We start from the raw sequence: 15110 nt of genomic DNA on the forward strand, positions 1-15110 counted from the left end.
TGAATAAAAGTGTTGAATGTTTGGCATGAGTATTTCCGTTGCCATTGCTGGTGCGACCGGTTACGCAGGAGGAGAGATCCTCCGCCTCCTGTTGTCGCACCCGGCGTATCTTTCCGGCGAACTGACCATCGGCGCACTAACGGGAGCATCCAACGCGGGTGCCCGTGTGGGCGACATTATGCCTCATGTGGCACCTTTGGCTGATCGTCGTATTGAGCCGACTAATGGTGACACACTTGCCGGGCATGACGTGGTGTTCCTCGGCCTGCCCCACGGTCATTCGGCTGCGATTGCAGAGCAGTTGGGCGATGACACGGTGATTATTGACTGCGGCGCGGATTTCCGCCTGCAGGATGCCGATGAGTGGGAGCACTACTACGGCTCGGAGCACGCCGGTACCTGGACTTACGGTATTCCGGAGCTGCCGGGCAACAGGGAAGTAGTGGCTGCTTCCAAGCGTATTGCTGTGCCGGGTTGTTTCCCCACTGGCGGTACCATTACGGCACTGCCGGCAGTTGCAAAGGGTCTGGTCAAGCCGGATCTGTCCGTTGTTTCCGTCACCGGTACCTCCGGTGCGGGCAAGAAGGCAGCTGTGCCCCTGCTCGGGTCCGAGGTTATGGGCAATCTCCGCGCCTACAACACTGCGGGCAAGCACCGCCACACCGCAGAGTTCCTACAAAACCTCAAGCCGTACGCAGAGGCTCTCACCGTCAGCTTCACGCCGGTGCTCGCTCCGACGTCGCGCGGCATTCTCACCACCATCACCGCTCCGCTTGTCGACGGGGTGACGGAGGCAACCGCACGGGAGGCCTACCTCGAGTTCTACAAGGGTGAGCCGTTTGTGCAGGTGTTGGCCGAAGGGCTGCAGCCGCAGACGCAGTCGGTAATTGGCTCTAACTTGGTTCAGATTCAGGTTGAGGTAGATGAACGCGCCAAGCGTCTGGTGCTGACCTCGGCGATTGACAATCTGACAAAGGGCACCGGTGGTGCCGCAGTTCAGTGCATGAATTTGGTTACTGGACAGAATGAAACTGCAGGACTTCCATTGGTAGGAGTTGCCCCATGATGAAGGAAGAAAAAGAAGGTCTCGTCAACGTCGCTGGTGACGAAGGCGGCGTATGTGCACCTCAGGGGTTCGTGGCCAGTGGTGTCATTGCAGGCATCAAGGTCAGCGGAAACCCGGACATGGCGCTCATCGTAAACCAGGGGCCGGAGAAGACTGCTGCGGCTGTCTTTACTACCAACCGTGTCCAGGCTGCGCCGGTGACGGTATCCAAGAAGCACATCGCTGACGGCAAGCTGTCCGCTGTGGTGCTGAACTCGGGCAATGCCAACGCCTGCAATGGTCAGCCGGGTATTTCCGACGCCCTCGAAGTCTGTCAGAAGGTCGCAGATGAGCTCGGCGTCGATGTTACCGAGATTGGTACCTGCTCCACCGGCTTGATTGGTGACCGGCTGCCGATGGACATTGTTCTGGCAGGTGTGCCGAAGCTTTGTGAGAATCTGGGCAGCGATGCCGCCGCAGGTACGGCTGCAGCAGAAGCCATCTTGACCACTGACTTGGTGGCAAAGCAGGCCGTTGCGCATGGTGACGGATTCACTGTCGGCGCTATGGGCAAGGGTGTTGGCATGATTAGCCCGTCGATGGCCACGATGCTCGGTGTGATTACGACGGATGCGTCGGTAAGCGCAGAAATGGCGCACGAGGCTATTGCCAAGGCGAGCGAGGTTACGTTTAACCGCCTAGATATTGATGGCTCCACATCCACCAATGACACCGTCATCATTTTGGCCAACGGTGCCTCTGGTGTGAAGCCCTCGCAGGAGGAGCTCGACCAGGCAGTGCTCAGTGTGTGTGATTCCATCGCGCGCCAGATGCAGTCGGACGCCGAAGGCGTGACCAAGCGTGTGTCCGTGACCGTGCGTGGCACCGGTGGTGCTGAAGATGCTCTGGTAGCTGCTCGAATCATCGGCCGCGACAACCTCTTCAAGTGTGCGATGTTCGGTTCGGACCCGAACTGGGGTCGTGTGCTGGCGGCTGTCGGCACTGCACCGGTGGATATGGATCCGGAGCACATCACTGTTTCCTTCAACGGTCATGTAGTCTGTCGCGATACCGGTGGCACGCCTGATGCTCGTGAAGTGGATCTCTCCGGCAAGGACATTGCCGTGGAGGTTGACCTCGGTACTGGTAATCCGGAAGAGGCCACGATTCGTACGACTGACCTTTCCCACGACTACGTTCACATCAACTCGGCATATTCGTCGTAAAGGTTTTGAGGAGACTCTGCAATGGTTCACCAGTTGACCGAAGGGCTGTCCTTCGAACAGCGGGCACATGTGCTGGCGGAAGCACTGCCGTGGCTGCAGCACCACCGCGACAAGATTGTGGTGGTCAAGTACGGCGGTAACGCGATGACCGACCTGAAACTGAAGAAGGCCTTCGCGCAGGACATGGTTTTTCTGCGCACCGTGGGGGTGAAGCCGGTGGTTGTCCACGGTGGCGGCCCTCAGATTTCGTCGATGCTCAAGCGCCTGGGGCTGGAGGGAGAGTTCCGAGGCGGTTTCCGCGTCACGACTCCGGAGGTCATGGAAATTGTCCGCATGGTGCTCTTCGGGCAGGTCGGCCGCGAACTGGTGAACCTCATCAACGCCTACGGCCCCTATGCAGTGGGTACCTCTGGTGAGGACGGTGGCCTGTTCACCGGTACTCGACGCACGGTAAATGTCGGTGGCAAGGAGACAGATATCGGGCTGGTTGGCAATATCACCGAGGTGCACTCGGAAACGCTGTTAGACCTGATTGATGCCGGACGTATTCCGGTGGTCTCTACGATTGCGCCGTCCGCTGATGGCAAAGAGGTCTACAACATCAACGCCGACACGGCAGCAGGTGCACTGGCATCGGCAATTAACGCGAACCGTTTGGTGATTCTGACTAATGTCGAGGGTCTCTACACGGATTGGCCGAACCGCGATTCGCTGGTGTCGAGGATTTCCACTTCGCATCTGCGAGAAATCCTTCCGACGCTGGATTCCGGAATGATTCCGAAGATGGAGTCCTGCCTGAACGCAGTAGATCGGGGAGTGCCTGCAGCCCACGTTATCGACGGCCGCCAGCCACACTCGGTGCTGCTGGAGCTGATGACTTCCGGCGGTATCGGCACAATGGTAGAGCCCGGATAAGGCAGAAAAGACTGACAAGAATTTAGCTACACACGTTAGGCAGGTTGAAAGACGACATGAGCGACTTCAAGCAGCAGTGGCAACACACGATGATGAACAATTACGGCACGCCGCGCATTGAGCTTGTGCAGGGTAAGGGCGCTATTGTCACGGATTCCGAGGGCAAGGAATACCTGGATCTGCTCGCCGGTATTGCAGTCAACGCGTTGGGTCACGCACATCCGGCCATCGTGGAAGCTGTGTCCAAGCAGATTTCCACGATGGGGCACGTGTCCAACATCTTCGCCTCTGAGCCACCGTTGGCACTGGGCGAGAAGCTCATTGAGCTCACTGGCTGGGACACTGATGACACCCGGATTATGTTCTGCAATTCCGGCACCGAGGCCAATGAGGCGGCGTTCAAGCTGGCACGTTTGACGGGACGCAACCGCATTATCGCGACCCACCACGGGTTCCATGGCCGCACCATGGGCGCACTTGCCATGACCGGTCAGCCGGACAAGCGCACCCCGTTCGAACCGATGCCGGGTGGAGTCGAGTTCGTGCCGTACGGTGACATTGACTTCCTCACCAAGACCATCGAATCCGATCCGTTGGGTGTCGCTGCGGTGATTCTGGAACCAATTCAGGGTGAGACCGGTGTGGTCGCACCGCCAGAGGGATACCTCGCTGCCGTCCGCGAACTGACCAAGCGCTTCGACGTTCTCATGATTGTCGACGAAGTACAGACCGGCATCGGCCGTACCGGCCAGTGGTTTGCCCACCAGCACGATGGCATCGTGCCGGATGTCATGACGTTGGCCAAGGGCCTCGGCGGCGGCCTGCCGCTCGGTGCTGTCATCGCCAACGGCCGCGCAGCGGAACTGTTTACTCCTGGTGCGCACGGTACCACCTTTGGTGGCAATCCGGTCTGTGCCGCTGCCGGCCTGGCCGTCATCGAGACGCTGGAAGAAGAAAAGCTGCTCAATCGAGTCACCGAGAAGGGCAAGGTCCTGGCTCGCAAGCTCGCGTCGTTAAGCCATGTCGATCACGTGCGTGGTCGCGGCTTCATGCTTGGACTGGTGCTGCGCGAGAACCTGGCGAAGGAAGCGGTTAACGCCGGTTATGAACGTGGTGTCATTCTGAACGCTCCGCAGGCGAATGTGCTGCGTATTGTGCCGCCGTTGAACCTCAGCGATGAGGAAGTCAACCGCGCCGTCGAGTTGATTGATGCCTGCCTGAACGACGCCGTTGAGGCTGTCGCCAACAATGGAAGGAATTAGGAACTGATGCTCCGTCATTTTCTCGCCGATGATGACCTGACTCCACAGGAGCAGGCTGAGGTGCTGCAGTTGGCTGCAGAGCTGAAGGCAGCGCCGTACTCCCGCCGGCCGTTTGAGGGGCCGCAGTCGGTTGCGGTGCTGTTCGACAAGACCTCGACTCGTACCCGTTTCTCCTTCGACGCTGGCATTGCGGCTCTGGGCGGCAACGCGATTGTGGTTGAAACCGGAAACTCGCAGATGGGCAAGGGTGAGACCTACCAGGACACCGCTGCTGTGCTCAGCCGTTTTGTCTCGGCAATCGTCTGGCGTACCTACGCACAGTCAGGGCTGGAGGCCATGTCTGAGACCGCGACGGTGCCGATTGTCAACGCGCTTTCCGACGAGTTCCACCCGTGCCAGATTCTCGCTGACCTGCAGACCATCATCGAGCACAAATGCCCGGAAGAAGGCCAGGCGGGACTGCGTGGCAAGAAGGCTGTCTACTTTGGCGATGGTGCCAACAACATGGCCAACTCCTACCTAGTAGGCTTCGCCACCGCAGGGCTGGACGTCACCATCTGTGCACCGGAGAACTTCCAGCCGGAGCAGGTCTACGTCGACCGCGCCAAGAAGGTCGCGGAGCAGACCGGTGCGGCCGTGGCCGTAACCGCAGACGTCGATGAGGCCATTGCCGGTGCCGACGTTGTCATCACCGATACCTGGGTCAGCATGGGGCAGGAGAACGACGGCCTGGATCGTCGCACTCCGTTTCTGCCGTACCAGGTCAACGCTGAGCTGATGGCGAAGGCAAATGAGGATGCCATCTTCCTGCACTGCCTGCCGGCATACCGCGGCAACGAAGTTACCGCCGAGGTCATCGATGGCCCGCAGTCGGTAGTCTTCGACGAGGCGGAAAACCGCATGCACGCTCAGAAGGCGTTGCTGACCTGGCTGGTGGAGAGGCAGTAAGGTCATGACCGCAGCACAACCAGGTTCTCGCACAGCTAGGCAGACGCGCATCGCTGACCTGCTGGCGCAGCATCACGTGTCCAGTCAGGTTCAGCTCGTCGAGCTGCTTGCCGACGAAGGCATTGAGATTGCGCAGGCGACGTTGTCCAGAGACCTCGATGAGCTGGGAGCCCGAAAGATTCGCGATGGAGCCAACGGTTCGCGGTATTCCATCGTCGAAGATGCACTCGCTGTCTCCAGCGGGGCAGTGGCCAGGATGCGGCGCGTTTTAGACGAGCTGCTGGTCTCCATTGATCATTCGGGCACCATCGCGGTTGTGCGTACACCACCGGGAGCCGCACAGTATCTAGCCAGTGTGATTGACCGTGCGGGACTCAAAGAAATCGTTGGCACAATTGCGGGAGATGACACCGTAATGTGCCTGGCTAGAGAACCACTTTCCGGCGCTGACCTAGCCCAGCGTCTAGCCGCCGGAACGAACCAGTAAACTATTCCACGAAATGCTTTAAAGCACCGATTAAAGGAGCGCTTACCCTATGACCAACCGGGTTATTCTTGCTTACTCTGGTGGCCTCGACACCACCGTTGCTATTCCGTACCTCAAGGAAATGACCGACGGCGAGGTCGTCGCAGTTTCCATCGATGTCGGACAGGGCGGCGAGGACATGGAGTCCGTGCGTCAGCGCGCTCTGGACGCCGGCGCTGTCGAAGCTGTCGTTGTCGACGCTAAGGACGAGTTCGCCGAGGAGTACTGCCTGCCGACCATTAAGGCCAATGGTCTCTACATGAAGCAGTACCCGCTGGTTTCTGCACTGTCTCGCCCGCTGATTGTTAAGCACATGGCGAAGGCCGCAGAGGAGTTCGGTGGCACTCACGTCGCACACGGCTGCACCGGTAAGGGCAATGACCAGGTCCGTTTCGAGGTTGGTTTCGCCAACACCGCCCCGGATCTGAAGATTATTGCACCGGCTCGTGACTTCGCTTGGACCCGCGACAAGGCTATTGCCTTCGCTGAGGAGAAGGGTCTGCCAATTGAGCAGTCCAAGTCCTCTCCGTTCTCCATTGACCAGAACCTCTTCGGTCGCGCCATTGAGACCGGCTACCTGGAGGACCTGTGGAACGCACCAACCAAGGATGTCTACGCGTACACCGAGGATCCGACCCTGAACTTCAGCTCCCCGGACGAGGTCATCATCTCCTTCGAGGACGGTAAGCCGACTGCCATCGACGGCAAGAAGGTTTCCGTGCTTGAGGCCATCGAAGAGATGAACCGCCGCGCTGGTGCTCAGGGCATCGGTCGTCTGGACATGGTTGAAGACCGCCTGGTCGGCATTAAGTCCCGCGAGATTTACGAGGCTCCGGGCGCAATTGCCATCATGACCGCACACGCAGCGCTCGAGGACGTCACCGTTGAGCGTGAGCTGGCTCGTTACAAGCGTCAGGTCGAGGGCGAGTGGGCCAACCTGGTCTACGACGGCCTGTGGTTCTCGCCGCTGAAGCGCGCGCTGGATGCCTTCATCGAGGAGTCCCAGAAGGGCGTTTCCGGTGACATCCGCATGGTCATGCACGCAGGTCACTGCAACGTCAACGGTCGTCGTTCGAACACCTCGCTGTACGACTTCAACCTGGCTACCTACGACGAGGGCGACACCTTCGACCAGACCCTGGCTCGCGGTTTTGTCGAGCTGCACGGCCTGTCCTCGAAGATGGCCGCAAAGCGCGACTTCAAACTGTAAAGCTTCTCCAGAGCGACTAGAGCGAAAGGCCTATTGGAAAAGACAATGGTCGAAAAGCACGGTACCAACGAAGGCTCCCTGTGGGGCGGCCGCTTTGCCGGTGGCCCGTCCGAGGCGATGGCCGCATTGAGCAAGTCCACCCATTTTGACTGGGTGCTCGCGCCTTACGACGTTCTTGCGTCCAAGGCCCACGCCCGAGTGCTGCATGCCCGTGGGCTGCTCAGCGATGCCGACTTTGACACCATGATCGAAGGCCTTGATCAGCTCGGTCGCGACGTTGCCTCCGGCGAATTTGGTCCAGAGCCGACAGATGAGGACGTCCACGGTGCCATGGAGCGCGGTCTGATTGATCGCGTCGGCCCGGAGGTCGGCGGTCGCCTGCGCGCTGGTCGTTCCCGCAATGACCAGGTGGCAACTCTGTTCCGCATGTGGCTGCGCGATGCCGTGCGCGGCGTTGCACTGGATGTCACTGACCTGGTTGCCGCCCTGGTGGCTCAGTCCAAGGCACATCCGGATGCCATCATGCCGGGCAAGACCCACTCCCAGGCAGCGCAGCCGGTATTGCTGGCCCACCAGTTGCTGGCTCACGCGCATCCGCTGCTGCGCGATCTGGACCGCATCCGCGATCTCGACCGTCGACTGGCTGTGTCCCCGTACGGTTCCGGTGCGCTCGCGGGATCTTCGCTGCACCTGGATCCGGAGGCCATCGCGGAGGAGCTCGGCTTCGACTCTGCCACGGACAACTCCATTGACGGCACTTCTTCGCGTGACTTCGCCTCTGAGGCGGCTTTTGTCTTCGCCCAGATTGCTGTGGACATGTCTCGCCTGGCAGAGGAAATCATCTACTGGGCCACCCCGGAGTACGGCTACGTCACTCTGGCTGATGCCTGGTCGACTGGATCCTCCATCATGCCGCAGAAGAAGAACCCGGACGTGGCAGAGCTGACCCGCGGTAAGACCGGTCGCCTGATCGGTAACCTCGCTGGTCTTATGGCCACGCTGAAAGCGCAGCCGCTGGCCTACAACCGTGACCTCCAGGAGGACAAGGAGCCTTTGGTGGACTCGGTTGAGCAGCTAACCTTGCTGCTGCCGGCCCTGACCGGCCTGGTGGCAACGCTGACCTTCCACGAAGACCGTCTGCGCGAGCTCGCTCCGGCGGGCTACACCCTGGCCACGGACTTGGCTGAGTGGCTGGTCCGCGAGGGCGTACCGTTCCGCGACGCTCACGAGGCATCCGGCCAGTGTGTCCGCATCGCAGAGTCCAAGGGCGGTATCGGTCTGGACGAGCTTTCCGACGAGGACCTCGCCGGTATCCACCCGGCACTGACTCCGAAGGTCCGTGAAGTGCTGACTATTGACGGTGCTGTCGCTTCCCGCGATACTCGCGGCGGCACCGCGGGTGTCCGTGTTGCAGAGCAGCTCGCTCGCGTCGACGAGAAGAACACTGAGCTAAAGCAGTGGGCTGAAAAGCCGGTTCGCGGCTAAAACTGGCAAAGCTGGCAACCTGCTAGCTCAGCTAACGCGGCTAATTAATCGGTGTGCGGTCAATCGACCGCACGCCGATTTTTTACAGCCCGGGGAGAAAGTAGAAAAACCAGCAACCCGACAACTGATGACCCGACAACTGGCAACCTCGGTAACTGGCAACCCGAAAAATTACGGGCTCCACGTGCGAATACGGGCTGCAAATGTGAAACTGTGTAAGTTTATGACACTTTCAGGCTATTTTTCGGGCCATTTTTGTCATAAACGTAGTCAGTAACTCGGATTGACCCGCCGCCGCCAGTCATAAACGTAGTCAGTAACTCGGCTCGCCCCGCCGCCGCCAGTAAACCCGTAATACCAGGGTGCCCCCCCCGAAGTGACGCAGATTACTGATTATTTCTATATCTGTTGCCAGGTATGGCCGGGTCTCTTACCATAATTTCATGGCGGAAAGTACGCGGTCGAGCGGTGGAAATCGCAGCTCACGAGATAAAAATAAAAATCAGAGTGGTAGCAAGAAAGGGTGCATGGGCCCGGGGGCAATTCTTGCAGTCATTTTGATTGTCATCGCGGCTGTTGCAGTCTATGTCGGTCGCGGCGGTAGTATTCCAGGTTTTTCTGGTGGCAGCTCCGGAGGAAACCGTGATTTCTTCGGTGGTGAAAAGACCGTCGTCAAGGCGATTGTTGGTTCTGAGAAGAAGCCCTTCTTCGAAGACGAAGAGGTCCAGAAGGCTCTTGCCTCTCACGGCTATACGGTGGAAGTAAAGACGGCGGGTTCGCGTCGGATGGCCACGGATGTGGATCTGGATTCCTTCGACTTGGCGTTTCCGTCGTCAGCACCGGCAGCGGAGAAAATTGCCGAGAAAATGAGCGGCGCTGAGCGGTACGACGTCTTCTACACACCGATGGCGATCGCTACTTTCGACAACATCTTGCAGGCATTGGCGCGGGAAAATGTTGCTCGCCAACAGGGCACTACGTGGCAGGTAGATATGGCAGCGCTGGCCACGATGCAGCACGACAATGTCCGCTGGCGTGACTTCGCGGAGAGCGATTATCCGTCGCCGCGCACGGTGCAGATGTCCACAACGGACATTCGTTCGTCGAACTCGGCCGCAATGTACTTGTCGCTCATGTCTTGGATTACCAATGAAGGCCGGATTGTGTCTGACAATGGGCAGGTCAATGCGGTCTTGCCGGAGCTCACCCCTCTGTTCACCGGCCAGGGGTACACGGAATCCTCGTCGGCTGGTCCATTTTCGGACTACCTCTCGCAGGGTGTCGGTTCGAAGCCAATGGTGATGGTTTACGAGTCGCAGTTCCTGGGGGAGAACAGTGCCCCGAACAGCCGGTTGAAGTCGGAAATGCGCCTGGCGTATCCATCGCCGACGATTCTGAGTACTCACGTGGCGCTGGGTTTTAACGACAATGGAGCTGCGGTCGCACGGCTCCTCGCCGAAGACCCTGAGCTTCAGAAGCTGGCGGCCAAGCACGGTTACCGCTCCAGCCAGCCTGAGGCGATGGAGGAATTCCAGACGCAGTTGAAGACGGGCCAGGAGGTCTCCACCGATTTTGTGGACTCCATTGATCCGCCGAGTTTCGACATCCTCGAGCAGCTTATTGAGGGTGTGTCCCGTGGATACCAGAGCCCACCGAGGCCGGAAACAGAAGAGGGGTAAAGCCGAATGAACATGGATAAGGCACTAACTGCCCTCCGCAAAATGCTTCTTGGCCTCGTCGGTGTGCTCGGCATCTTCGCTGTCGCGGCCTGCTCCGACGGTGGCCTGAACCTGCCGCTGGGCTCAGACGATGACAAGACGAACAAGATCAACGTCGATTCTGATCTCAAGGGCTCGACTATGCGCATCGCCGGGGCCACGGAGCTTGCAGAGCTCCAGCCACTGATGCAAAAGGCCTCCGACGACCTCGGTTTTACTATTAACCTTGAGCTTCTCGACGGCACCGTGAAGAACAGCCACGCGCTTGTCGCAGGCGAATTCGACAACGACTTTGATGCCACTTGGTTTGCTACCAACCGGTACGTTGATCTGCTCGGTGGGGCTGACAAGCTGGGCGAAGCCAAGAAAGTCGCCACCTCACCCGTAGCGTTCGGTATCCATTCGGCGAAGGCTCGGGAGCTCGGTTGGGATACCAAGCAGCCGACGTGGGCTGAGATCGCGGAGGCTGCGTCGTCAGGCAAATTGGCCTACGGCATGACCAACCCCGCGGAATCGAACTCGGGCTTTTCCGGTGTGGTGTCGGTTGCGACCGCGTTCGCCGACACCGGATCGGCGCTGACTACGGGGGATATCAACCGCACCACGCCTGAACTGCAGAAGTTCTTCGAGGGGCAGAAGATGACCTCGGGTTCGTCGGGGTGGCTGCGCGACAAGTTCCTGGATGAGCCGGACTCCGTCGACGCGCTCATCAACTATGAAGCTGTGTTGCAGCAGATGAATAAAGAGGGCGCTGACCTGGAAGTTGTTGTTCCGAGCGACGGTGTCATCAGTGCGGATTACCCGCTGACGCCACTAGCTCAGCCGGCTAACGACCTTGCCGCGCGGCAGACGGAGGCACTCGGGCAGTGGCTGGAAGCGAACTCGCAGGTTCTCGCCGACCACTTCCTTCGCCCGGTCTCCGATGACGCCAACCTGCCGGAAAGCATGACCAACAGCGTCATTATCGAGCTGCCGTTCCCGGGTGATCGCGCAGTCACGGATCGTCTCATCGAGGCGTACGACAATGACCTGCGCGTGCCCGGAGAGTCGGTCTTTGTTCTCGACACTTCCGGTTCAATGTTCGGGGAGCGCATCGCTGATCTACAGGCGACAATGCGCGCAATCGTCGACGGCAGTGCACGCACCGAAACGGGAAGCGTGGGATTGCGAAACCGTGAGATCGCGACGATCCTGCCGTTCAGTACGAGCGTCGGCGAGCCCACGACCACGACAATTGACGGCCCGGAATCGCGCGCGCAGCTCACCGCCGCCGTCGATGGTCTGTACGCAGAGGGCGAGACGGCGCTTTACGACGCACTGATTCAGGCCTTCGACCTTCTCGGCAGCTCGGATAAGAACTCCATCCCGTCTATCGTGGTGTTGACCGATGGTCAGGTGACGTCGGGCAAGAGCTTTGCGGAATTCCGTGATTTCTACCAGTCCAAGGGCGGGAATCTGCCACCGGTATTCGTCATCCGTTATGGCGAAGCAGACCCGAGAGAAATGCAGGAACTTGCGAACCTGACTGGTGGTAAGGTCTTTGAATCCCGTGAGACCGAGCTTGCTGATGTGTTCAAGGAGATTCGTGGCTACCAGTAAATCCTCCGGCACTTCCTCCGGCACTTCCTCCGGCACTTCCTCTGGCGGTGGCTTTCTTAACAGCCCCGCCAACATTGTCGGGCTCGTCCTTGCCATCGCCGTCGTGCTGCTGCACCTGATCGTGGGGCTTGGTTTCCTGTGGCCGGTTGTTGCGATTGCCGCGTGGGGCGCGTCGGTTGCTTTGTTGCCGAGGCAGAGCAAGGGAGCTCAGAAGTCCGTTAGCTCGGCGCCGAAGCCTGCGGTTGCTCAGCGCCGTCCGCTCAATCCGGTTGAGCTGCGCAGGAGCCTCCACCGGACATTGGGAACACTCTTTGAGCAGGAGCCCGGCGAAGAGCTGGGAGAAGCCGCATATGAGCTTGGCGTGACGCTCGAGTCTGTGCTTAGCGAGTGGAAGTATCTCAAAGATTATCCCGAGCAGAAAGTGGTCATCGACGGCATCATCGAGGAGTACTTGCCACAGACGGTCAACTCTTACCTCGCAGTCCCGGAGCGCCTGCGTCATAAGGCCGAGGATCCGGCTCGGGAGTCCATCGAGCTGCTGCATTCCGCAGTGCGGAAGATTCAGGATGCCATCGGTCAGGACAACCTGATTGCCTTGGAAGGTCAGCGTGACACCCTGGCAATTCAGTTCGGTAAGGTAGTGGACTATGAGCCTTGATCCGAAACTCCTTGATATCCTCGCTTGCCCGCGTGACAAGGGGCCGCTTGAATACCTCGAAGACGAGCAGGTGCTGGTCAATCCTCGCCTGAAGATCGCCTACCGCATCGACGAAGGCATTCCGGTCATGCTTTCCGACGAAGCTATCGCCTGGGACAAGTAATTGCCTTTCTCGCTTCCCGACGGCTACAGCGTCCTCGACCGCACTATGCTGTCGGGAGCTCCCATCGATGCTGCGCAGACGCTGCTCGGCTGCGTAATTGTCATCCCCGCCGAGCATGTTATCGCCACCATCACGGAGGTCGAGGCCTATGGTGGCCCAGTTGACCAGCGCTATCCTGACCCGGCCGCGCACTGCTTCATGGGGCCAACCGCACGCAATCGCGCCATGTTTGGCCCGGCGGGGCATTGGTATATCTACCGCTCCTATGGCATCCACTTTTGCGCCAACATCACCAGCGCTACGGACGGCACGGGCGGGGGAGTATTAGTCCGCTCCGTACGCATTGAGCAGGGCCTGGATGCGGTGCGCCGTCGCCGCGGTGAAAAACCTGCGGTTGCGGGTCTCGGACGTGGTCCGGGCAATGTTGGTCAGGCGCTTGGCCTTGACTTAAATGACTATGGGGCAGATGCGCTGGATCCGTCGTCACGCGTGTTCGTGGCGCAGCCAGAGAGCATCAACCCGGATAAAGACATCCACGCGGGCCCGCGTGTGGGCGTTCGGCGAGCGGCGAATCGGCCTTGGCGGCTGTGGCTTCCGGACGATTCCGTCTCAGCCTATCGGCGCCACAAGAAGGCCGTTGAGGAGTTCTAGGTCACCCTCGCGGTGAACGTCGGCAAGCGAGACGTTACGATAGGGGACGTGACTGAACAGAACATTATCGACGAACTACAGTGGCGTGGCCTGATTAATCAGTCCACCGATGTTGACGCGCTGCGTGAGGCGTGCGAAAACCCCATTACTCTGTATTGCGGTTTTGACCCAACGGGCGATTCGCTGCACGCGGGCCACCTGGTTCCGATGATTATGTTGCGTCGTTTCCAGCTGGCCGGTCACCACCCAATTGCGCTGGCCGGTGGCGCCACGGGCTTCATTGGCGATCCGCGTGATGTCGGTGAGCGTTCGATGCTCAGCCAGGAAGCCATCGAGCACAACCTGGAGGCCATCAAGGGCCAGCTGCGTCGTTTCATTGACTTTGAGGGCGATGCCCCGGCGACGATGGTCAATAATGCTGACTGGACTATGAACATGTCCGTCATTGACTTCCTTCGCGATGTCGGCAAGAACTTCTCCCTCAACACCATGCTCGACCGCGACACCGTGAAGCGTCGCCTCGAGTCTGACGGTATCTCCTACACCGAGTTTTCCTACATGCTGCTGCAGTCCAACGACTACGTGCAGCTGCGCCGCAACTACGATTGCGTGCTGCAGATTGGCGGCGGTGATCAGTGGGGCAACATCGTCTCTGGTGTCGATTTGAACAGGCGTATCGACGGCGCCAAGGTGCACGGCCTGACCGTGCCGCTGGTGACCGATGCGCAGGGTCAGAAGTTCGGTAAGTCTACCGGTGGCGGCAAACTGTGGCTGGATGCTGAAAAGACCTCGCCGTACTCCTGGTACCAGTACTTCCTCAACGCTGGTGACTCGGTTGTTATTGACTACCTGCGTTGGTTCACCTTCCTGTCTCAGGAAGAGATTGCTGAGTACGAGGTCGCTGTTGCGGAGCGTCCGTTCAAGCGTGAGGCGCAGCGTCGTCTGGCTCAGGAGATGACCAACCTGGTTCACGGCGAAGAGGCCACCAAGGCAGTTGAGCTGGCAGCGCAGGCCCTGTTTGGGCGTGCTGAGCTGACCGAGCTGGACGAGGCCACCCTGGCAGGTGCCGTCTCGGAGACTGAGGTTGCGGAGATTGCTGAGGGCGAGCCGCGTACTGTTGTCGACCTTCTCGTCGCCGCGGGTCTTGCCAAGTCGAAGGGCGAGGCACGCCGCACCATTAAGGAAGGTGGCGCGTACGCCAATAACCAGCGCATCGAGGACGAAGCGTGGGAGCCAGCTGCCGAGGACCTGCTGCACGGCAAGTGGATCGTGCTGCGCCGCGGTAAGAAGAACTTCGCTGGTGTGAAGTTCGTGTAGGTGCTGGTTGGTCTTTGTGTAGGCGCGCTGCTAATCTCTCGATTAATTGGTGTTTATGCAGCTTGATTCCTTTTAGGTAGCTGGGCTAGGGCTCCGGGCAGGCTAGGGGATTGATGATTTCAGAATCATCTGCTCCTGGTCAGCTTGGAGCCTTAGTTGTTTTAAAGGGAGCGTAGAAGCCGAAGCAAAGGTGGTAGCGATGAGCGAAAGCTCCCGGCTTTCGTCACGGTGTGGGGACTGTCGGTCCTAATGAATCGTTCTACTCCACAGGCAAAACGCTAGTTCATATCCATCTACCTGGGGTTTTGTGTCTTTGGGTGGGGTGTGTGTAATGTATCTGGAGGTCAGCGCGGCTAGGCAGTTTATGTGTTTGGTTGGCTGATGTGG

The 15110-nt window shown here is 59.3% G+C and carries 14 protein-coding genes; all 14 read left to right on the forward strand.

The window, feature by feature from the left end; genetic code table 11:
* Positions 1-25 precede the first annotated feature (25 nt).
* Positions 26-1066, forward strand: a complete 1041-nt coding sequence (gene argC / locus HMPREF3130_RS07075) for an N-acetyl-gamma-glutamyl-phosphate reductase (RefSeq protein WP_172620236.1) — start codon at positions 26-28, stop codon at positions 1064-1066.
* Positions 1063-2271, forward strand: coding sequence for a bifunctional glutamate N-acetyltransferase/amino-acid acetyltransferase ArgJ (argJ, locus tag HMPREF3130_RS07080; protein WP_016422898.1), 1209 nt, complete (start codon positions 1063-1065; stop codon positions 2269-2271). Before argC ends, argJ begins: the two co-directional genes overlap by 4 nt.
* 21 nt (positions 2272-2292) lie before the next feature.
* Positions 2293-3186: an acetylglutamate kinase gene (gene argB, locus HMPREF3130_RS07085; protein WP_070429631.1), complete on the forward strand. Its 894-nt coding sequence runs from the start codon at positions 2293-2295 to the stop codon at positions 3184-3186.
* A 56-nt stretch (positions 3187-3242) separates the two neighbouring features.
* Entirely contained in the window at positions 3243-4448 is a 1206-nt protein-coding gene (locus HMPREF3130_RS07090) for an acetylornithine transaminase (protein WP_070429632.1), read from the forward strand.
* A 6-nt stretch (positions 4449-4454) separates the two neighbouring features.
* Positions 4455-5396 (forward strand): ornithine carbamoyltransferase, encoded by a 942-nt coding sequence (gene argF, locus HMPREF3130_RS07095; protein ID WP_038625624.1) that lies wholly within the window; start codon positions 4455-4457, stop codon positions 5394-5396.
* A gap of 4 nt (positions 5397-5400) precedes the next feature.
* A complete protein-coding gene (locus HMPREF3130_RS07100; RefSeq protein WP_005511719.1) occupies positions 5401-5883 on the forward strand; it encodes an arginine repressor in 483 nt (160 codons plus the stop codon).
* A gap of 49 nt (positions 5884-5932) precedes the next feature.
* Positions 5933-7132, forward strand: a complete 1200-nt coding sequence (locus HMPREF3130_RS07105; RefSeq protein ID WP_016422894.1) for an argininosuccinate synthase — start codon at positions 5933-5935, stop codon at positions 7130-7132.
* A gap of 45 nt (positions 7133-7177) precedes the next feature.
* Positions 7178-8617 carry an argininosuccinate lyase gene (gene argH / locus HMPREF3130_RS07110; protein WP_049170381.1) on the forward strand — a complete coding sequence of 480 codons (1440 nt, stop codon included), beginning with the start codon at positions 7178-7180 and terminating at the stop codon, positions 8615-8617.
* Positions 8618-9144: 527 nt separating this feature from the next.
* A complete protein-coding gene (locus HMPREF3130_RS07115; protein WP_070429633.1) occupies positions 9145-10296 on the forward strand; it encodes a hypothetical protein in 1152 nt (383 codons plus the stop codon).
* A 6-nt stretch (positions 10297-10302) separates the two neighbouring features.
* A complete protein-coding gene (locus HMPREF3130_RS07120; protein WP_070429634.1) occupies positions 10303-11934 on the forward strand; it encodes a VWA domain-containing protein in 1632 nt (543 codons plus the stop codon).
* Positions 11921-12592, forward strand: a complete 672-nt coding sequence (locus HMPREF3130_RS07125; RefSeq protein WP_070429635.1) for a hypothetical protein — start codon at positions 11921-11923, stop codon at positions 12590-12592. Before HMPREF3130_RS07120 ends, HMPREF3130_RS07125 begins: the two co-directional genes overlap by 14 nt.
* On the forward strand, positions 12582-12755 hold the full coding sequence (locus HMPREF3130_RS07130; protein ID WP_005511714.1) for a Trm112 family protein: 174 nt from the start codon (positions 12582-12584) through the stop codon (positions 12753-12755). The genes HMPREF3130_RS07125 and HMPREF3130_RS07130 overlap by 11 nt, the downstream gene beginning before the upstream one ends.
* 45 nt (positions 12756-12800) lie before the next feature.
* Positions 12801-13406: a DNA-3-methyladenine glycosylase gene (locus HMPREF3130_RS07135; protein ID WP_070429644.1), complete on the forward strand. Its 606-nt coding sequence runs from the start codon at positions 12801-12803 to the stop codon at positions 13404-13406.
* A 12-nt stretch (positions 13407-13418) separates the two neighbouring features.
* Entirely contained in the window at positions 13419-14723 is a 1305-nt protein-coding gene (gene tyrS, locus HMPREF3130_RS07140; protein ID WP_070429636.1) for a tyrosine--tRNA ligase, read from the forward strand.
* The last annotated feature ends 387 nt before the right edge of the window (positions 14724-15110 follow it).

The sequence above is a fragment of the Corynebacterium sp. HMSC14B06 genome (assembly GCF_001807075.1).
GTDB classification, from domain to species: Bacteria; Actinomycetota; Actinomycetes; order Mycobacteriales; family Mycobacteriaceae; genus Corynebacterium; species Corynebacterium jeikeium_D.

What these genes read in the sequence shown, in the direction of transcription:
- argC (WP_172620236.1), top strand. Translation starts at nt 26, where the DNA reads ATGAGTATTTCCGTTGCCATTGCTGGTGCGACCGGTTACGCAGGAGGA.
- argJ (WP_016422898.1), top strand. Translation starts at nt 1,063, where the DNA reads ATGATGAAGGAAGAAAAAGAAGGTCTCGTCAACGTCGCTGGTGACGAA.
- argB (WP_070429631.1), top strand. Translation starts at nt 2,293, where the DNA reads ATGGTTCACCAGTTGACCGAAGGGCTGTCCTTCGAACAGCGGGCACAT.
- HMPREF3130_RS07090 (WP_070429632.1), top strand. Translation starts at nt 3,243, where the DNA reads ATGAGCGACTTCAAGCAGCAGTGGCAACACACGATGATGAACAATTAC.
- argF (WP_038625624.1), top strand. Translation starts at nt 4,455, where the DNA reads ATGCTCCGTCATTTTCTCGCCGATGATGACCTGACTCCACAGGAGCAG.
- HMPREF3130_RS07100 (WP_005511719.1), top strand. Translation starts at nt 5,401, where the DNA reads ATGACCGCAGCACAACCAGGTTCTCGCACAGCTAGGCAGACGCGCATC.
- HMPREF3130_RS07105 (WP_016422894.1), top strand. Translation starts at nt 5,933, where the DNA reads ATGACCAACCGGGTTATTCTTGCTTACTCTGGTGGCCTCGACACCACC.
- argH (WP_049170381.1), top strand. Translation starts at nt 7,178, where the DNA reads ATGGTCGAAAAGCACGGTACCAACGAAGGCTCCCTGTGGGGCGGCCGC.
- HMPREF3130_RS07115 (WP_070429633.1), top strand. Translation starts at nt 9,145, where the DNA reads ATGGGCCCGGGGGCAATTCTTGCAGTCATTTTGATTGTCATCGCGGCT.
- HMPREF3130_RS07120 (WP_070429634.1), top strand. Translation starts at nt 10,303, where the DNA reads ATGAACATGGATAAGGCACTAACTGCCCTCCGCAAAATGCTTCTTGGC.
- HMPREF3130_RS07130 (WP_005511714.1), top strand. Translation starts at nt 12,582, where the DNA reads ATGAGCCTTGATCCGAAACTCCTTGATATCCTCGCTTGCCCGCGTGAC.
- HMPREF3130_RS07135 (WP_070429644.1), top strand. Translation starts at nt 12,801, where the DNA reads ATGCTGTCGGGAGCTCCCATCGATGCTGCGCAGACGCTGCTCGGCTGC.